Raw genomic sequence first — 19,790 nt, forward strand, 5'->3', positions numbered from 1 at the left:
TATTTTACTCATGAATTTCAAAAATAATTGGCATATGATCACTTAATTTAATCCATTTTTCAGCATCACCAATTTTAAAATCAATAATCTTGTTTTTAGCGGTATATACATAATCAATGTGATATGGTTGGTCTAAATTCTTTGATTGATAAAATGTAAATTGTGTTTCTTTTCCCTGTTTTTCACCAGTTAATTCATGATATGCACTATATAATCCTTTATTATTGAGTTTTTTATTTAAATTTGATTGATTTTTAGCATTTCCTTCATTGTCTTTAGCTTTATGTAAGTTATCCCATATTGCATTGCTGTTGAAGTCACCGCACATAATGAGGTTTTCATCAAATAAATCGGTATTTGCATCAAAATAGCTATGAATCATTTGAACGTATGGTGGCAATCCTTTTTCTTTATCCTTATTCATTGCCCAAACTCCTAGTAAATTGAATGAATCATTAACTCTTAAAGCAATAAAGTTTTTAAATTTATTATCTTGTACTTTGATTGGTTCTAGTTTAATATCTTGTTTTGCAAATATTCCAAGACCTTTGAAATGATAATCACCAATCCAAAAATAGTTACTCTCCATTAAATCAGCTATTATTTTTCTATATTCATTATATTTTGGACGTGAATCACCAGGGTTTTCACATTCAGCAATTACATAAATATCTCCGTCCAGATAATTTTCTGAATCCTCATCAATAATGGATTTAATTGTTTCTCTAAAACTACCATTACAGTTCCAACTGATAATTTTCATTATAATTCAATCCTTTTATATCTTTAATTATATTAATGTTTGAAACATTAGTTAATTAATACTATTTTTGAAATGATTAAAATTAATTTTTATGTAATTTAATTCTTAATTTCAATTATAAATAATATTAACACACAATATTGTATTGTAAAACAAAAAAACATGGTTTGGTCGCTTCTGTTTTTTTAGTTTTAATTAAAATTAGGGAAAATAAGTCAAAATAATTCCTTGTTTTCGAACTGTTCCTGTTCTAACCCTTATACTGACTTATTTTTCCCCCAAATCCTTTATTTTTTGTGCCGATGAAAAGTAAAAAGTCGGTGATTATTTTGAAATATTAAATGAATCATTCACTCTAACTGCAATGAAGTGTTTTAAATCTTCATTACTGTTTGGAATTTCCTCAAGAGTGATGCCCTCTTTTGCAAATATTCCAAGTCCCTTATAGTGCAGGTTTCCTGTCCATAAGTAGTTGTCTCCTGCAAATTCCCTGTAATCTTCGTTTTTTGATTCTGCAGGATTTTCATATTCCTGAATTACATAGATATCTGCATCTTCAGAGATTATTTCCTTAAACTTTTCGCGGAACTTGCCGTTGCAGTTCCATGAGACTATCTTAATCTGGCTTTCATCAAGCCATCTTGTAAGCAGCTTTTCAAATTCTTCAATGCCTTCAGGATTATCTTTACTACCAGCAAAGTATTCTGTAAATTTCATAGATTTTTATCTGATCCTTTGACCAACTTTCCGGAATCTCATCTATATTAATCAAATTAACCACCTTCAGTAAACTATCTATTGAATGATAATAATATAACTTGTGTATAAATATGATTATCATTAAATATACTAATATGAATCGACAAATCTCTTTTGAAAGCGAATATATATTGCACCATATCACTCAAAACCGTTTGGAAGAACTGTTTGACCTGGAACTTGTTGCATCCGAAAAGCAATTATATCAATTAAGACCAGACAATCTTGCATTTGATAAAAAAAATAAATCATTAGTAATCATTGAATACAAGAACAAATTTGACAAAAATGTTTTAAATCAGGTTCAAGGATATCATAATCTGATTTTGGAAAATAAAGATGAATATTCAAAACTGGTAAATGAAAAAATTGATTTTGATAACATTAAAATATTAATCATTAGCCCAAAATTCAGCGACGATCAAATTAAAAATGCTCGAGACAATGTTGAACTTTGGAAGGTCTCCCTGTTTGACGACTGCAATGTTGAATATCTGAATCTGAAAAGCAATGAAATAAAAACCATAAAAATCAATCCAGATGATTTGAAAATCACAGAAGAAAATTTACTCGATGACAAAACTGATGAAACCATTGAGCTATACAAAAACTTTAAAAACAGACTGTTTGAAGAATTTGACGATTTAAACATGAAATTCCTGATTGATGCAGTTTCAATTAAGGCACAAAATGAATATCTTTGCATTGTCACTGTTAAAAGTTCAATTAAAATACATTATTATGCTGAAAAGCTTGAGGATAGCGAAAACAGAACCCGAGACATATCAGACATAACAACCGGAGGACCCCTATCCAACTATGAATTAACCCTAAACAGTGAAAATATTGATTATGCAATCGAATTGATTAAACAGGTATATAATCAAAAGGTGATTAAATGATTTGTCCAGCATGCAACACCCAAAACGATTCAAATGAGGAATATTGCCTCAATTGTGGCCAACGGCTGATTGAAAGTGAATACAAAGAAGAGATTCGTGAAACAAAACTTGAAATCCCAAAGGATAAAATCATTCTTCTGGATTTAAACTATACACTGATTTCCAATTCATGGGCAATCAGATATGAAAAACTTCCCGGAAAGATTGAAAAGCGCCAATACGAACACGAACTAGTTGAACTAATCAAAGACAATTATGTTATTCTTATAACAGCAAGCCCCTACTATACATCATTTGACTCCTTAAAGCATATTGAAGAGAATACTGATTTAAAAATTGATGAATCATACTGGAACTTTGGAAAAAGACCCCCTGCACTTAAAAAGTACTGGCTTGAAAATGCAGTCCTTCCAACCCATGGTTATGACCCTGAAAAATACCTCGCAATTGAATCAAACGAGAAGACCCGTGAAATGTACGGTAAATTTGGTATTGAAGCAAGACCTAAAAGTGATTTCATATAAAAAAAGATTTAGAAATGAGTTTTCATTTCTATTTAAAAATTACCATTTAGTTGTTTTAGCACTGTTCAAATTGTTTATTTCAGTACTCTTTTTAGCTCCACAAAGCCAAGGTTTGCAATAGTCCCATCCGGGATTTTGATAAGGAGTGGTTAAAGTAATGCAATATTTATTAGGAAAAGCATATTGTCCACCTGCCTTTCCCCCATATGAGAATATTATTGAAACTTTTCCAGACACTGTTTTATATACCATTTTATTAATTGAAACTTTTTTATATCCATCACAGGTATAATAGTATTCACCGTCACTTATCCAATGTTTAACATAGTTTTTAATTTTATATCCTTTTTGATGGGCCCATTCAGGTGTCATCTTACCCATATACTTCCATTTGATAATAGTTTTATAGCTACCCACATTTTGTGTGAAATATTTATTGGTTTTTACCTCAAATGCAACTAACTTATTTGTATTTTTAGCATTGACAAGTTTTTTAAATTGATTTAATGACAAGGTAACTTTATATTTGCCTATGCTGAAAGTTCTGGCTTTTTTTGAAGTGCTGTAAACATATATTTTTGATTTTACAGTTTTTGTATAATGATTACTGCTTTTAAAAGTGGCAGTATAGGTATAGGTTCCTGTCTTACTGATTTTAACTTTTTTAACTGCATCCCCACCGTTAACTTTAACAGTGTATGATTTACCATTAATCTTAAATGTTACAGTGCCTTCATCTATCCATCCTGATTGGTATTCATCTTCAACCTCTGCTCTTAAAGTTACGTATTGACCCTTAGTTGAATACCATTTTTTAGCTGTTAAAGTTGGAGTTGATTTTAATATTTTAACCTGAACATCAATAGGATCTGCGACATATTCCTCCTCATCTAATGATATCTGGAATTTATGTGTTCCGACAGGCAAATAATCGATTAAAAATTGATAGCCATCATTATCATCATAATCCGGATAATAATCACCATTCATGAGAACATTTAATCCGGAAATATGTCTGCCCTTTTCATCCAATGCATAAACAGTTATCTCTGCAGTTACATCATCATAATACATAGTTACATTTTTTGAAACCAACTTAATTTTGGAAGGGGCATCATCATTATGAGTTACCTCATGTAAAGTGGATATTTTAAAAAACAGGGGACTTGCTTTATAAAAACCGTCATCCAAAGTTAAGTTATACCCACCATTTGTGTAAATGTAAAAGTGATAATCTTTGTTTTCATCATCGATAATGTCTGCAGTATGATTGCCGTTCATATACAATTTTGCATCAGTTACAGGTTCTTGGCGATTATTATATACATTTACATAGACATCCGCACATTCATCCTTAAAATCAATATTGTGAATACGTATCTCGGCATTATAATCGTCACTGCCGTCCATTAAATTATCCTGCATATCAATTGAGTCACTCATTGTGATATTTTCATTTGCAGCGGCTGCACCAAAACTTACAAACAATACACACAAAAGCGAACACAATACAATTAACCTTTTGAATTTCATGATTAATTGTATATAGTTTGTTGTTAAAATATTTGTTGAAAATAAAGGGGAAAGTATCATCGTGCACGGATTGTATAAGGTCATTGAATAATTAATTGGAGAACAGATTAAACCGCAAGCCTACACATTTTTGTCATTTTAATCATACGAATTTTACATTAACGTCAACCTTTAAAAAAATTCATTCACTTCAAAAGACTGCAGATATATGAAACGCTTCAAAAAACAGTTTTTCAAATGAAAAACCCAAACGTTAATGTGAATCCCATGTTCATCAATTACACCACTCCCATATTCCCCAATAAAAGTTCTGCAAAAATACTTAAAAACCAGTTTAAACAGACTATTATCTGTAACATATTTTTGAGGCAGGTAAAGTGAAGATATTCAAAAGTGAAAAATGGGGATTATGGTATAATCGGATTTTGCCTTTCATTATAATTGCTGATTTTATACTGATTACCGTTTCACTTGTCTTGAATGTTCCCCAATCTACAATGGCCCAGATTGAATCCTTTGATTTGATTGTGTGTCTGATTCTTCTAAGCGAATACTTTGTCAGTTTTCTTGAGGCTCCCTCAAAAAGGAAGTTCCTGCTTGACAAGGACAACATTCTGCTTCTGATTGCATCAATACCGTTTGACTTTATAATCGACCTGTTCGTGCCTGTCAATTTTCCGGGATCCGTTTTCGGATATTTAAGGCTTTTAAGATTAGTCAGGATTATAAGCTTTGCAAGGATGGGTTCATTCGGCGAGTTTTTCAAAAAAACCGAGTTTCACAAAATCATCATTGCAATTGCAATTATCATAATGACATTTACTGCGCTCTTTTATGTATTCGGAACAAGCTATCAGCCTTTCGATTATTTTTATTTTGTCATTGTCACTCTCACCACTGTCGGATATGGGGACATCACTCCGCAGACTTATAACGAAAAGATACTGACCATGATTCTGATTCTTATCGGTATTGTCATATTTTCAACAATTACGGCATCGATTTCATCATATCTTACCGACAGCATGATTGAAAGTGAGGATGACGGAATTGAGGAGGTTAAAAAAAGTGTGGAGGAGAAATCCGAACATATTCAAAGCGAACTTGACGCCATCAAAAAAGAAAACCAGAAACTCCATGAGGAAATAAAGGAGCTTAAAGAGCTTATAAAAAACAAATGATATCATTAATTAAAATGAACCGGCAAAGATTATTAAAGTAGAAATCAGATATATATTATATACAAGTTATTTTTTAAATGTGTCCGTTATGAAAACTGCTGTTCTTATCCCATGCTACAATGAAGCGAAAACTATCAGAAAGGTTGTCAGTGACTTTAAAAGAGTCATGCCCCATGCTGAAATATATGTCTATGACAACAACTCCACCGACGGCACGGATAAAATCGCAGAAGATGCAGGGGCGATTGTCAGATACGAATACAAACAGGGAAAGGGAAACGTCGTAAGGGCAATGTTTCGCCAGATCAATGCCGACTGCTACATCATGGTCGACGGCGATGACACATATCCCGCCGAAGCCGCCTGCGAAATCGAAAGAATAATACTTGAAAATAGGGCGGACATGGTAATCGGAGACAGATTGTCTTCAACATATTTCGAGGAAAACAACAGGCCATTTCACAATACCGGAAACCGGGTTGTGCGCAAATTCATAAACATCTTTTTCAAAAGCGACCTGAAGGACATCATGACCGGCATGAGGGGTTTCAACTATGATTTTGCAAAATCATTCCCTATCCAGTCAAAGGGATTTGAAATAGAGACTGAAATGAGCGTGTTTGCACTTATAAACAATTTCAAGATTCATGAAATCCCAATAGATTACAGGGACAGGATGGACGGAAGCGAATCCAAGCTCAACACATACAGGGACGGCTACAGGGTTTTAAGAATGATTTCATCACTTATAAGGGATGAAAGACCATTGCTGTTTTTCTCAGCGATTTCACTGATACTTCTTATCATTGCGGGAGCATATTTCTTCCCTATCCTATTCAGGTTTTTCTCAACAGGCTACGTTTTGAAAATCCCTACGCTGATTGTAATTTCAACAGTGGTAATCATTGCATCAGTCATCTTTTTTACCGGCGTTATCCTGCACGTTTTAAACAGGCAGCACAGGGACGAGCTTGAGCGCCACCTGATTTTGCTCAATGAACTTAAAGAGGAATGAAATTGATAGACAGACTTTTCCGCCAGCCTACAGACAACATATTCATCCAGATGTTTCGCTACATATTTGTAGGGGGAACCGCATTTGTCGTGGACTTTTTCTTTCTCTATTTTTTCAGCGACATCTGCCATATCCACTACCTGATTTCAGGAATCCTGTCGTTCATAATTTCAGTCATGGTGAACTACTGGATGAGCACACAATGGGTATTCAACCAGGACGGCTCCAACAACAGGTTCATGGAATTCAACATGTTTTTATTAATCAGCACAATAGGTCTGGTTTTCACAGAAATCCTCTTATGGTTTTTTACGGACATCATGGGCATGTATTATCTCATATCCAAAATCATAGCCGCAGTGATTGTTCTTTTCTGGAATTTCCTTGCAAGAAGGGTTATGTTTTACGGCAGGGATTTCATCTAAATAGTTATATTGTAGGTTTGCCCATATTTTAAATATGGAATTTGTAGACAAGGCGAATTTTTCACAAATAAAGAAACTGAACCGCAATGACCTTATTATATTTCTAATACCTGTCATCATATTTTCAGTTTATCTTGCAATCTTCAATCCGGGTATCGCAACAATCGATTCCTTTAATCAGCTGCACCAGATTGCATCAGGCCATTTCACCAACTGGCATCCGTTTTTCCACACTTTCATTGAAATGCTGTGCCTTAAGGTATATCCAAGCACCATTTCAATAGCCGTCCTCCAGATTCTGGTTTTCTCAACAATGTGGACTGTAATCTGCAGGTACGTGCGAAAGGATAATGAAAGCAATGAACTTTTCAGGATTCAGATTGCATTTACCGCAATAATGTGTTTAATCCCTATAAATGCACTGTATTCCGTCACATTGTGGAAGGACGTGCTTTTCAGTTACCTTATGATGTTTCTGTGTTTCCTGGCCATGGTAATGATAGACAAGAATGGGGATGTGGACTATAAGTTCATCATAGTCATTTCAATCGTCATGGCGATAATAGCTGAAATCAGAGGAAACGGAATGTATGTTGTAGCAATAGCGCTTTGCGTGTATGCAGTTTATCTATTTTTGAAAAGGAACAGGAAAATGAGCATGCTTCTGGTGATTTTGACCGTTGCATCAATTCTTCTTATTTCATCACTGAACATTGCATACGAAGTTGAGGACAATGAAAAGGATGCCGTCATGGCCAAGGTCATCCACATGCTGGCCGACTATGATTTGAATCTTGAAATGGAAGATGCCGACAGGGCAAAGATTCATGAGCTGATACAGGCCGACAAGGTCAAGGACTACTACATGCCTACAGGAACGGATCCGACACTTGTCATAGCCGATCTGCACCATTATAAAGACAACAAGGGCACTTATATCGGACTGGCCATAAAGTACTCGCTTAAAGATCCTCTCCACTGCATGGAATACCTTTTAGGTTCATCCCCTATGGTGTGGAACATCGTAAGGGACCACTGGGTCGGACGGCCATATTATCTTGACGGAAACCATGACAGGCTGCAGTCAGATTTCAATTCATACTACGGCAAGCACAACTATACCCCGACAACACCCTATGAAAACCTTTCATATGCAAACTGGGGAACACCTGCATTCGACACCCTGAATCTGATGGCACTTGGAATCGAAGGCTCACTGCTTGATACCGTATTCAACAGTCCCGCACTGTACATGTACCTGTCAATAGCAATTCTGATAGTGATGCATGTCATGTTCAATGCCCCGAGAGAAATTTATCTGATGTATGTGCCGAATCTGCTGAACATCATCATGATATTTGTTTCAACACCTATTCAGGACTACCGGTATCTGTATGCGAATCTGCTGGTGTGTTATCTTCTGATAATGGTTCTGATTGGATTGAGGCACGCCCATCGAAGCGAGCTTGAATCCGATTAAACTTTTTTTTATTTTTTTTAAAAACCGTCACACATTTGTTAAAAAAGAAAATATTGATTGGAAAAATGGATTTTCCAATAATGTAACTACCTATTAATGCATCCTTCAAGATAATCCTCGATTTGCCCATCAGACATGTGAGGCCAGTTCTGTCTTATTCCCTTATACAGTGTATCAAGTATGCCATGCTCGGGTCGTTGGAAGTGCGCAGGTTCCTGTTTGTGACGGTTTTCATTTCAAAGCCGTCCATCTCGCCTAAATCAATGATGTCCTCATACCAGCCGTAGCCTTCCTGAGGTTTGCGCCCGTCGTTTTCCCTGCGGCATACATGGTCAAACTGCTCCTTTGTAATTCGAATTGCACATCACCCCGGATTCGAAAACATGGTTTTCACCATTTTGTAAAATCCCCTCCAATTTTTCCAGACAGGGTTTTACATATTCAAACATCAAAACTTATTATCAAATTCCAACATATACCTAATTAACCAAAATGGGAGGAATATTTGATGAATAGGAAAATAGCATTTGCATTAATTATAGTGGGCCTGCTTGCTGTTTCAGCAGTCAGCGCCCAGAATTCATTATTCCTGAACGGAAATAATGATGATTCAATGTATCAGGTCTCTTTGATGCAGGCTTTCATGCATGGAGAATTTGACGGAGTAATTACAGTAGAAGATTTGAAAACACATGGTGACACTGGTCTTGGAACATTCGAAGGAGTAAACGGTGAGATGATAATTCTTGACGGAGTAGTTTATCAGGCAGCCGCCGACGGAAGCATTAATGTCATGCAGGATAACGAAACCGTACCGTTCGCCACAATCACCAACTTTGATGAAGACGGAAAAATAGACGATATAAGCGCCAAGGACTTTGACGATTTAACAGGTCAGTTAAACAAGGAAATCGGCAAAAACAGCACAAACAACATGTATGTAATCAAACTCAAGGGCGATTTTTCAAACATTACAGTCAGAAGTGTTGAAAAACAGGAAAAACCATACAATGAATTCACAGAAGTTGCTGCAGTTGACCAGAAAGTATTCAACCACACTGACCAGACCGGAACAGTTGTAGCGGTATACTTCCCGGAATACATGAATGAATTAAACATGCACGGCTGGCATCTTCATTTCCTGTCCGACGATAAGACAAAAGGAGGACATGTTTTAAATTTCACTGATTTCAAAGGATCAGGCCAGATTGATGAAATCCATGAATTCAACATGATACTTCCAAGTGATGACTCATTTGCAAAAATGAATTTCACAGAAGACATGACCAATAAAATAAGCAGCGTGGAATAACTCTCCAATTGAGTTATTCTTCTTTTTTTTATCACAATTATTTTTTTAATTGTCTGCATCACTAGAAAATCCCAAGATTCACAACATTATCTATTTTTCCTGACTTTTAGGACATGCCAACAAATCAAAATTCTCAAAACATGAATCATATAGTTTTTCCAGGGATTAGAAGTGCATATGAAAAATAGCGTTGATGATTATGACTCAACGTCATATAAACTGTAATTTAAAAAACTACCTATTTTTTGTCGAAAGGGGGAGAAAATGTATTAACATATTATTTATAAGAAAATAGGAAATCATTGAAAAATTTGATAAAAAAAGTCAGATTAATGTCTTATTGCAGAGAATAACTCTCTACAATATCCCATTTAGACATTAAAAATAATTCGATTTGTGTCTCTACGAGGTTTACTTTAAAAGAAACACTCTTGTATAATCATATTTGCATGACATTATATAAACTTAACTATTTCTTAAAAAGGTAATTAAACAGTAGCCGTCTCAGAGAAAAGACCTCACGAAAACTTAGTTTTCAAGCTCGTCATTGACTTGTTAATATTTAACTACCAGTTAATGAGGTGAAAAAAATGAGCGATTATCTTCTTTTATTTGCGACACCAATCAATGATTTAATAATTGATATAATATTAAACCAATAGGTTCCAATTATGAAGATAACTGACTCCATCGTTTTCACCTCCTAGAGACACGGAAAGAACACCAATGCAGCAAATGGGAAAAGGCCGAACTGATAAGAAATAAACAATACTTAAAAATACTAAGTTCATGTTTATTCACCTCCTTCCTAATCGAATTGAGGTCTTTACTAAAAATGTATGGTTTAAATCATATTTAAAGCTTGTTGAAGCCACTTTGAAAAATTGTAGTCATTAAAACATCCATTATAACGTTTACAGTAAATAAACGTATTTAATGCCAATGAATACATTAAAATTCATATGAAAATAGGGAATATTATACAAATTGAGATAATTACTTCCACAAAATATATTAATTTATTAAAAAAAATAGGATAAAAAAATAAATATTTGGTTAAAATCATTTTTTAACCAGTTCTTTCAGTTCATTAATCTCAGACATCAAATCATCATTCTGGGTTTTTAAAACACTCAAATCACGCTTTAACTCATCATTTTGAGTCTTCATCAAAGCCAAATCCTGCTTAACGTCACGAAGGTCCTCTTCAATTTTTTCATCATCTATCAGTCTGTCTGTGAAAAATGATGAGAATACCGCCGTGATTGTGGAAAATACAAACACTCCCACAAAAATCAGCACAATGGTTATTGCCTTTTCATTTAATGTCTGCGGAGTTATATCCCCGTAACCTACTGAAGTGATTGTTTCTATGACGAAATAAAGTGAATCGGTAAAACTTAAGGTTCCCCAGCTCCACAGCACCAGTGTAAATATCACTATTGTGACAAATACTCCCAAAAGCACCTTATCGATATTGGTTTTACGTATGAAATTCTCAAGGCTGGTTATGAGACTGTTGAAAAGAACGATTATTCTTAAAATCTTAAGCAGTCTGAAATATCTCAAAAGACTTACATGAGGCATGATCACAGGCAGTATTGCATCAAAAGGAATTGAAGCAATCAAATCCAGCCAGTTGCCCTTTTTTGATAAAAACTCATTTTTGGAGTCTGCTGATAAAAAGCTTACAGTCCATTCGGTTAAAAGAAATATACATATTATCAAATCAAAAGTTTGAATGAATGATACGACGCCTGCAGGGAGATTTAACAAAAGCATCAGGGATATCAGAAAAATATCCAGAACTATGAGAAACTGTAGTCCTATCCATAAGATTCCATGATTGCCTTCATTCATATCAAATATATTCAAACTATTCACCTATAACATTATTTTTAGATATACAGAATATAAAAATTTTCTTAAATACTCATACGGCACACACATCTATATTTTCTGGATTAAAAACACTGATTCCGTTGCAGGATTTATCACCAGATCATCTTTAAAAAATTCCAATGACCTTGAAAATGTGTAAGATTGAGAATATACTTCATGAACATTGCCGAATACCTTTTTAAACTCATCAAAATCACTGAAGAGCGGAACATAGATATTGTCATTTTCATCAAATGTAAACTCATTAGCCGGACCCAGCTCCTTATCAACCCATGGTGTAATCAGAGGCAAATCCATAAGTTCAGTGTAAAGTTCATCTTCAGTGAAATCACTTTGAAGCAGCTGCCTTAATTTCTCATTTTTAATGTCCTTGATTCTGTGATTTGCAACAATTCCGAAGATATCTAAAAAATCATCCAAAGGCAACTCAAAGAAAGATTTGGTGAATATATTAATTGTAACTGAGGCATATTTATCAGTCTGCTTGAGCATTTCGGCCAAATCCCCCATGGTTACTGCAATTGATGTGAATTTGAGAGTATTTGACTCTGCAATCTGCGAACTTGTAAAGAGTGGCACAGTATTGCCTCCAAATCCGTCAGGAACATCAACTATGTCAAAGCCAAATTGTCCGGCAAAGTCATCTGAATTCCTGTTTTTTCTAAATATAACCGGCAAAAACAGTCTTGAATCATGCAAGATCTCCAGAATTTCCTGTTTTACTTGAGGATTGTTTTTTTCTTTTATCAATTCTTCCAACCTGGAATTATCATTAGCTATTTTCATTTAAATCATCCTATTTTGTCTTCCTTTTTAACCATAATCTTTAATAATCTATTTTATATTCAGGATGTCTTTCCATAAACCCCTTTTGCCATTGTTTAAAACGCCATATTGTGATTTATTTTCATTTTTTCATGTTGAGTTCCTATGTTTAATATCTATATAAGTAACCTTTTATAATCCTCCTTATTTTTATTTATTTTATATCCAAAATAAACATTAATGCCACATTTTTATTAAATTTTTTAATTCACAAAAACACAGCTCTTTTTTAATCTTATAAATTTTCAACACATTTCACAATAATACCAACAATAAAACCTCTAATCCAAATGCCAATTCATTTAAAAACCTCAGTAGTTATGTTAAATATCAGAAGAACAATCTGAATCAGTATTAAAATCCAGAAAAGCTTATTCTGTTTTAAATTATCATTTGTATATGTCAGATATATCAAAATTATAAGCAGTACTATATTTAATGTTATTTTAATCCAAAACATTGTTTACGCCTCTTTTTAGTCAAAATCATTTTAATTTAAACAGCAAAAATTCACTTCAAATGCCACATGTTTACTTTTTCACCTTTACAGTTTCACAAGTATATGATGTGAATCTATCGCGATGATTTTTTAAATTGTAGTTTTTCAGTGTTAAATCGATTATTTTAATTATATCTTCTTTATATACCATTATTAATCTATTTTACCTCCAAGTAACATGTTTAATGTGTTCACTGGTGTGGAGTTTAGATGATAGTCTTCGAATACTTTTTTACATGTTTCACTATATATTTCTGGATGGTCATATCTGAAGCAGGTTTCTGCATATAACCCTTCTATAAATTCTGGTTCGGCATTTAGTAGAGTGTTTAGTCTTTCTTTTCCAACTTCTTGTTTGTCTTTCGGATATAATTTTAGGAATAATTCTGTTACTCTTTTTTCGTATTCTTCATAGGTCATTGGATATTTTTTTCCCATAATTTTTGCTCCGTTGTATTATTTAATTTAAACAGCAAAAATTCACTTCAAATGCCACTCGTTTACTTTTTCAAATTTGCTTTTCATGCCGTATTTCTTTAAATCGCTTATATGGATATTCTCTATTTTAGGACGGTTTTCCGGGTCACGGCCGTATCTCGGATATCTGATCATCGGCGCCCCAACACCACATCTGACTATTTCAAATTCACCTGAAAATATCAAATCCCCATTTTCACTGAAAAGGCTGCCCCTGCGGGGAGCGTTTGGTCCGTATCCTGTAGTGACACTCCAGACACCTTCAAACTTCACCTGACCGTTGGGATAGAATTCCTTTCCCTCTGCCAGACCTTTTACATCAAAGACCCCTTCCTTGTACTTGTTTCCGTCATCAAAATAGAGTGTTCCAAGCCCATATGGCTTATCATCTACAGTGTATCCATCATATATTAGTTTTTTATCTGAAAACAGCTTCTTGCGGATGACATGTCCGTTTTCATAATAATTGATGTTTTCCAGAAACTCCCCCACCGAAAGCCAGTTACCGAACAGGTAATATTTGTCTATTTCAAAATAGGTCCTATGAATGGTATTGACTACAATGACAAACTCATTATTTAAGGGATTGTTTTCGAAGTATTTGCAGTATTTGAAATTGTTTAACTTTAAAAAATCGATTAGCCTGTTTTCATCACGTCTGTTTTCCGTAAAAACTCTATAATCTCCAAGCTGCATATTATCACCGAAATGGATTTTTTTCGACAATTCATCTGAAAACCACATATGTTAGGTAATAGTTGAATTAATATTGTTAATATAATGTTAATATGAAGTTATATATAAAGGTTGGTAAAAAAATGTTAGTTAAGTGATGTTATATCGATTTTACCCACAACAGACAATCCATGTAACCCGCAATCAAATCAGTTTTGCAACAACCCATTCATTAAACAGGATGAACTGAACTTCCGCCTGCGTTGATGAGGTATTTTTAATTTCTTCTGCACTGGCAACTTCCTTGATTAATGTATATTTGCTGTTTGCAACATAACCTACAGTTTCGCCATTGATATCAATGCGTATTGCATACCTGTCATATGGATTGTCAGGTTCCTTTATCAAATCAACAACTGTTCCCTCACTAAATGGTGCTAAACCCTGATAGTTGTAGATTCCGGTGATGTTGATGTATCTTTTGCCGGGCTTTAATTTTTTAAGCTTACTTTCCGCCTTGCTAACCTTATCATAGTTTCCGGCTGCAATGGCACGGCAGATCCGTCCTTTAACAGGGTCTCCAAGCTGGCATAAAATATCTGCTTTGAGGTTTAGATACGGCCCGTTGTCGCAGGTATCGGGAAGTACTTTCAATGCCCTGTTGACAAGCTTCAGATGCTCGGGCGTTACGTCCTGCATAATTACCCTGATTTCCAGTTTGGATTTGATGCATTCGGCTTCGCATTCAGCCCTGCTTTTTAAAATTTCTTTTTCAAAATTGCCTTTGGTCAGTGCAATGTCATAATTTTTAAGGGCCTCTTCATAGCGAAAGCCTCCCTGAAGTATTTTGGCCTTTCTCATGTAGTCAAATGCAAGATTTTTTGATTTGATTTCAATGGCTGAATCGATTAAAATCAGCGCCTCGTCGAACATCCTGTCATTTTCATATATCTTCCAGGCAATTGATGATAAGACATTCCCTTTAACTTCCATATCATCATTTCTTCCAGAGCGAATAAACCTGCTGATAGCATGTTTCAGTTCACGGTGATATTTTTCCCCCTCCTCATTATTTCCAAGCTTTTCATATGAATCTATGAGGAAATGGGTTGTTCTTGAATAACATGAAATATTGAGGTTTTCCTCCAGGTCATCAAGCATCTTTAAAGCCCGTTCATATTCTTCAATAGCTTCGCTGTAGCGGCCTATCCTATATAGGAAATCGCCTTTATCTGCAATGTATCTGTAAACAAAATCAACACCTCCTTCAAAAGCAACTTCACGGCATGTGTTCCAGTAATTTTCTGCAGATGCGTAGTCTCCAAGCATTTCATATTCGCCTGCAATAGCTGACAGCATTATACAGTTTTCATTGTAATTCCATGCCGCATCATGAGCCCGCTTAAAAAATTCTATTGCGGAGAGATAATCGCCATTTTGTGACAACATCATCGCCTGGCTTTTAAATTGATCGTATCTGCGAATATTGTTGTCATCGTCACTCTCTTTGGGTACTATGCCCCCGCAGTGACTGCAGATATCAACTCCCAATATATAGTTATGGACCAAACCTGTGCGATTGGTGATTTTTCCCCCAACTCCTCTGGAACATGTGCAATATCTCCTCATAATAACCACAAAGAATTTATTTTTTGTTTTTCATTTCCTTTAACTGCCTTGAGAGATTGGAGAATGTACCGTCCTTTTCGCACTTTCTTGAAAGCTCATCGTCACCGTAGTGATGGTTTGCCCTTTCAATGAATGTGTATATTGTTATGATTTCTTCAAAAGTCAGTTTTTCTTTTGACAAATCCGCAAGTGAAGATTTTGAATACTTTTTCTCCATCTTTTCCAAATTTTTCATATAATCGAAATCTATGACCAGGCTCCTGCAGCTTTGACATACCAGATACCCTTCAATGAGATTTTTTCCGCAAAACGGACATTTCATTTAAACATCCTCTTTAAATAACTGTTTAACTTAACTTTTCAGCCATCGCATCAACAATAGCTTTTGCATTTTCATTTCTGCTTTCCACTTCACTTTCTTCAATCTGATTGAAAATGTCATTGTAGAATGTTTCGCCTTCACGGATGAAGCGGAACTTGAAGTTGGATGATGTTGTGGCTATTTTAACTGTGCCGTAGCCTATAAGCTTGCCCATCAGTCCGTTGCTGTATGAAACAGAATCAATTTTGTTCAGCGGACTTTGCATTTGAGTGGTTGAAATCAGTCCTATCTTACCGAATACCCTTTTGTTTGTCAAAATCAAATCGTTGGTCCTGTATCCGATATATCTGATTACAAGCCATATGAATCCGACGATTGTGAATATGTTGAAAAAGCCAAAAAATCCTAAAATAAAACCGTTATAAATATTCAATGAATTAATGAAAATAATAAGTCCTATTAAAAGCCCAAGACCGAATATTATAGACGGAAGTATCAAACATCCTTCATGTATCTGTGACTGTCTTATGACAAATTCCTCATCCATCATGTCGATATTGTATGACCTGAACAGATTTTCAGCGAAAGATGAGCGCCCTCCGATTTTAGATCCGCATTCATCGCAAAAAACAGAACCTTCTGAAATTTCAGAACCACAATTTCTACAATATTTTACCATATTATCACCATATAAATATTATATTGAATCCATATTATAATGATTTGGTGCTTTTAGAGTATTTTACATTAACTGACCATAGTCGTTAAGACAAAACAATTCAGCACAATTAAACCTGACAGCAGAACTTTTCAAAATCATCACAGAGGTCAAGGACAAATTCAATCTGGGGAATGTCATGAATCCATTCTTCAGGTATGTCTTCATATCCGTAGTATATTCCTGCAAGACCTCCTGTAATAGCTGCAACTGTGTCAGTGTCACGGCCGAGATTGACTGCCTTTAAAACTGCGCTTTTATAGTCTGATGTCTCAAGAAGACACCACAGAACTGCTTCAAGGGTTTTAATTACATAGCTGCGGCCTTCCTTAACGTCAAAGTCCATTTCAAATATGGCCTCAAAATCATCCAGATACTCATTGCCCTCATAGTATTTTTTGATTTTTTCACATGACCTTTGAATGTGTTCGGCGATTTCAAGGTCGCATTCAAGCATTGACCTGGCGATTTCAGTGTACAGCACGCAGGCTATTTTTGATTTCGGATGTGCATGTGTCAGGGCGGATACGTTTTCCACATCCGCATATGTTGCGTCTGGAATGAATGCCATTGGCAGTATTCTCATTAGTGATCCGTTTCCGTTGTCCCTGTCATCTCTTCCGCCACATTCAAAAACGTTCAATCCGTCGTCAAATCTTATGATTGACTGGATTGTTGTGTTTCCAAAGTCGAATACCTCATACTGGCAGTATTTTGACTCGCTGACATATAGGTCAAACTCCATCATTATGTCTGTCAGGTCAATGTCATTTCTGTTTACTATGCTCTGCATTGTTGCAAGGGTCATTGATGTGTCATCGGACCATGTTCCCTTTGGCTGGTTGTATGTTCCGTGTCCCATCATTTCAGTTACGGGATTTTCCATCAGGTATTCCCTTGATTTGAACTCAACCGGCACTCCCAGCGCATCTCCTACTGTCAAACCCACTATTCCGTCTTTGATTTTCATGTTTAAACACCTCTTAAAAAGCAGCTGATATATATGCCAAATTAAATATTGGGCATGATTTTTAAAACGTTAATGTTAATGTAAGATAACCCCAACCAGATTAAATCAAAACTCTTTAATCTAAAAATAATCCGGACAGGTTTTGTGATGGTTGTATCTGAAAATACCTGGAAAATCACCTGTCGGATTCTTCCAGATTTTTAGCTATTTCCTCTCCCAGATTTGTAAGCCTGTAAAGACGACCTTTTCGGTATTCCTCATTGATGCATTCTGCAATTCCTGCCTTTTTAAGCTCACCCAATACCTTGGAGATATGGTTTCTTCTTATTCCGGATTCCTCTGCAATCCTTGTCGGTGTTTCAACCTCCCCGTTTTTCAGGACATTGACTGTCCTTTTTCTGTAGTCGCTTACTTCAACATATGAAAACTTCTTCAAGTCCTCATCATTCATTTTAGGTTTCATGTTAAGTATATATTATTAACATATTAAATATACTTTTGCGTTAAGCAACTAACCTGTTTTTAATGTTTTAGTCATAGTTTAGAGTTCGAAATTGAAGCTTACCGCTGTGAATTTCATTCCGCTGTCCCTGATTTTTTTGGATTTGATTTCAACATTTCCGTACTGCTTCAGAAATGTGTTGATTTCACCTGAAACAGCATGGTAGTTTTTTCGGTCATAAACCCTGTAGTTTCCCATGAACTTGATTGAATCGCTTTTCTTTAAAACATTGACCTGGTCAAGCCTGAATGATTCGCCGTTTTTCTCGAGAACGGAGTTGATCTTTTCCACTATTTCCTCTTTGATTTTCTGCTTTTCATCATCGCTTATCATGATATCACTTCAAAGTTCTTTACATGGCAGTCAATAAAGCGTTTTACCATTGTTACTTATTTATATTGGATGAATTAAAAAAGTTTTTATATGGATATGCAAAATTATTTGGGTGATTGTTATGTATGAATGTCCTGACTGTGGAGAAAAAGTTGACGAAGATGATGTGGAATTTAACTGCCCGTACTGCGGCGAAAGTGACATGGGCGAAGGTTTCTACACCTGTGAAAACTGCGGAACACTATTTGATTATGCAGGAGACCTGTGGGAATGTGAATCCTGTCATAACGGAGAATTTGAAGAAACATCCCCTGAAGATAAAATGGTGGAATACTGTCCCGAATGCGGAGAAGAGCTTGAAGATTCTGATTACTGCTACTTCTGCGGATGGCCGAACAATCAGGGATGGATCGGTGAAAATTACGAATAAATTACTCAAAATCCATAATTTATCCAAAATGAAAAAAAAAACGAAATCCTAACTGACGAGACCGTCTATCGCACCGAAAAGTTCCCCGTAACTTTTAAAAAGGCTTTCCATCTCATCAGCATTTTTGGATGTGAAAACTGCCTTTATCCTGTCTTCCTTTTTAAATATTTTAACCTGTTCATCTTCACGGATATCTAAAATCAGTGATTTGATTATATTGTATTTTTCCTCTGTGAGGTTGTACATCCTGTGGTGGTTGACTATGTCCATCGCATGAATTATTCCGTTTTCCGGCATGTCAATGCATGAGGACATCCTTATCTTGGTATCCATGTAGTATGGAGCCTCTATCTTGTCACTTCGAAGCACGATTGAAATCTTTGATATCACATGGTCGTCATTTGATTTTTCATTTACATAGTTAATCATCCCAAACTGTTTGATGTTTGCACCGTCATTCATGAAATTCATGGTAATATATTGTTTTTAGAGATATTTAACATTATTATAAAAATCATCGCAGTATAAGTCAACAAAAATCAAAAAATAAAAATCATCGCAGTATAAGTCAACAAAAATCAAAAAATAAAAATCATCGCAGTATAAGTCAACAA

At 35.1% G+C, this 19,790-nt stretch carries 22 protein-coding genes; 8 read left to right on the top strand and 14 right to left on the bottom strand.

Features of this window, described 5'->3' with window-relative positions:
* Positions 1-4 precede the first annotated feature (4 nt).
* Together E7Z81_RS07485 and E7Z81_RS07490 are read right to left on the bottom strand one after the other, a co-directional pair.
* The gene (locus E7Z81_RS07485) at positions 5-763 is read right to left on the bottom strand and encodes an endonuclease/exonuclease/phosphatase family protein (protein ID WP_292745914.1); all 759 of its coding nucleotides are present in this window, start codon (positions 761-763) and stop codon (positions 5-7) included.
* A 324-nt stretch (positions 764-1,087) separates the two neighbouring features.
* On the bottom strand, positions 1,088-1,480 hold the full coding sequence (locus E7Z81_RS07490) for a hypothetical protein (RefSeq protein WP_292745915.1): 393 nt from the start codon (positions 1,478-1,480) through the stop codon (positions 1,088-1,090).
* A gap of 137 nt (positions 1,481-1,617) precedes the next feature.
* Here E7Z81_RS07490 and E7Z81_RS07495 point away from each other — a divergent pair, with 137 nt between their 5' ends.
* A complete protein-coding gene (locus E7Z81_RS07495) occupies positions 1,618-2,424 on the top strand; it encodes a DUF5655 domain-containing protein (RefSeq protein WP_292745917.1) in 807 nt (268 codons plus the stop codon).
* The gene (locus E7Z81_RS07500) at positions 2,421-2,948 is read left to right on the top strand and encodes a zinc ribbon domain-containing protein (protein WP_292745918.1); all 528 of its coding nucleotides are present in this window, start codon (positions 2,421-2,423) and stop codon (positions 2,946-2,948) included. The genes E7Z81_RS07495 and E7Z81_RS07500 overlap by 4 nt, the downstream gene beginning before the upstream one ends.
* 39 nt (positions 2,949-2,987) lie before the next feature.
* On the opposite strand, the gene E7Z81_RS07505 is transcribed toward E7Z81_RS07500, so the two are convergent.
* The gene (locus tag E7Z81_RS07505) at positions 2,988-4,481 is read right to left on the bottom strand and encodes an Ig-like domain-containing protein (protein WP_292745919.1); all 1,494 of its coding nucleotides are present in this window, start codon (positions 4,479-4,481) and stop codon (positions 2,988-2,990) included.
* 377 nt (positions 4,482-4,858) lie between these two features.
* Here E7Z81_RS07505 and E7Z81_RS07510 point away from each other — a divergent pair, with 377 nt between their 5' ends.
* From E7Z81_RS07510 to budA, 5 genes are all read left to right on the top strand, one after another.
* Complete coding sequence (locus tag E7Z81_RS07510; RefSeq protein WP_292745921.1) at positions 4,859-5,662, top strand: ion channel; 804 nt, start codon at positions 4,859-4,861, stop codon at positions 5,660-5,662.
* 88 nt (positions 5,663-5,750) lie between these two features.
* Entirely contained in the window at positions 5,751-6,677 is a 927-nt protein-coding gene (locus E7Z81_RS07515; RefSeq protein ID WP_292745923.1) for a glycosyltransferase family 2 protein, read from the top strand.
* Positions 6,674-7,102 (top strand): GtrA family protein, encoded by a 429-nt coding sequence (locus E7Z81_RS07520; RefSeq protein ID WP_292745925.1) that lies wholly within the window; start codon positions 6,674-6,676, stop codon positions 7,100-7,102. Before E7Z81_RS07515 ends, E7Z81_RS07520 begins: the two co-directional genes overlap by 4 nt.
* A 34-nt stretch (positions 7,103-7,136) precedes the next feature.
* A complete protein-coding gene (locus E7Z81_RS07525) occupies positions 7,137-8,582 on the top strand; it encodes a DUF6020 family protein (RefSeq protein WP_292745928.1) in 1,446 nt (481 codons plus the stop codon).
* 508 nt (positions 8,583-9,090) lie between these two features.
* On the top strand, positions 9,091-9,894 hold the full coding sequence (gene budA, locus E7Z81_RS07530) for an acetolactate decarboxylase (RefSeq protein ID WP_292745930.1): 804 nt from the start codon (positions 9,091-9,093) through the stop codon (positions 9,892-9,894).
* Positions 9,895-10,956: 1,062 nt separating this feature from the next.
* Here budA and E7Z81_RS07535 read toward each other — a convergent pair.
* From E7Z81_RS07535 to E7Z81_RS07580, 10 genes are all read right to left on the bottom strand, one after another.
* On the bottom strand, positions 10,957-11,769 hold the full coding sequence (locus tag E7Z81_RS07535; RefSeq protein ID WP_292745931.1) for a potassium channel family protein: 813 nt from the start codon (positions 11,767-11,769) through the stop codon (positions 10,957-10,959).
* Positions 11,770-11,844: 75 nt separating this feature from the next.
* Complete coding sequence (locus tag E7Z81_RS07540) at positions 11,845-12,582, bottom strand: SseB family protein (protein ID WP_292745932.1); 738 nt, start codon at positions 12,580-12,582, stop codon at positions 11,845-11,847.
* A gap of 691 nt (positions 12,583-13,273) precedes the next feature.
* On the bottom strand, positions 13,274-13,558 hold the full coding sequence (locus tag E7Z81_RS07545; protein ID WP_292745934.1) for a hypothetical protein: 285 nt from the start codon (positions 13,556-13,558) through the stop codon (positions 13,274-13,276).
* Between the two features lie 42 nt (positions 13,559-13,600).
* Positions 13,601-14,293, bottom strand: a complete 693-nt coding sequence (locus E7Z81_RS07550) for a hypothetical protein (RefSeq protein WP_292745936.1) — start codon at positions 14,291-14,293, stop codon at positions 13,601-13,603.
* A 183-nt stretch (positions 14,294-14,476) separates the two neighbouring features.
* Positions 14,477-15,901 carry an HIRAN domain-containing protein gene (locus E7Z81_RS07555; protein WP_292745938.1) on the bottom strand — a complete coding sequence of 475 codons (1,425 nt, stop codon included), beginning with the start codon at positions 15,899-15,901 and terminating at the stop codon, positions 14,477-14,479.
* A 16-nt stretch (positions 15,902-15,917) separates the two neighbouring features.
* A complete protein-coding gene (locus E7Z81_RS07560; RefSeq protein ID WP_292745940.1) occupies positions 15,918-16,223 on the bottom strand; it encodes a hypothetical protein in 306 nt (101 codons plus the stop codon).
* Positions 16,224-16,248: 25 nt separating this feature from the next.
* Positions 16,249-16,902: a PH domain-containing protein gene (locus E7Z81_RS07565; protein WP_292745942.1), complete on the bottom strand. Its 654-nt coding sequence runs from the start codon at positions 16,900-16,902 to the stop codon at positions 16,249-16,251.
* 109 nt (positions 16,903-17,011) lie between these two features.
* Positions 17,012-17,911, bottom strand: a complete 900-nt coding sequence (locus tag E7Z81_RS07570; protein ID WP_292745943.1) for an ADP-ribosylglycohydrolase family protein — start codon at positions 17,909-17,911, stop codon at positions 17,012-17,014.
* Between the two features lie 175 nt (positions 17,912-18,086).
* Entirely contained in the window at positions 18,087-18,374 is a 288-nt protein-coding gene (locus E7Z81_RS07575) for a helix-turn-helix domain-containing protein (protein ID WP_292745945.1), read from the bottom strand.
* A gap of 78 nt (positions 18,375-18,452) precedes the next feature.
* Entirely contained in the window at positions 18,453-18,746 is a 294-nt protein-coding gene (locus tag E7Z81_RS07580; RefSeq protein WP_292745947.1) for a hypothetical protein, read from the bottom strand.
* Positions 18,747-18,867: 121 nt separating this feature from the next.
* Between E7Z81_RS07580 and E7Z81_RS07585 the strand changes: the two genes are divergently transcribed.
* Positions 18,868-19,176, top strand: coding sequence for a hypothetical protein (locus E7Z81_RS07585; protein WP_292745949.1), 309 nt, complete (start codon positions 18,868-18,870; stop codon positions 19,174-19,176).
* A 48-nt stretch (positions 19,177-19,224) separates the two neighbouring features.
* Here E7Z81_RS07585 and E7Z81_RS07590 read toward each other — a convergent pair whose 3' ends face one another.
* Entirely contained in the window at positions 19,225-19,647 is a 423-nt protein-coding gene (locus tag E7Z81_RS07590) for a hypothetical protein (RefSeq protein ID WP_292745951.1), read from the bottom strand.
* Positions 19,648-19,790: the final 143 nt, after the last annotated feature.

This window comes from Methanobrevibacter sp., from assembly GCF_015062935.1.
Lineage (GTDB): Archaea > Methanobacteriota > Methanobacteria > Methanobacteriales > Methanobacteriaceae > Methanocatella.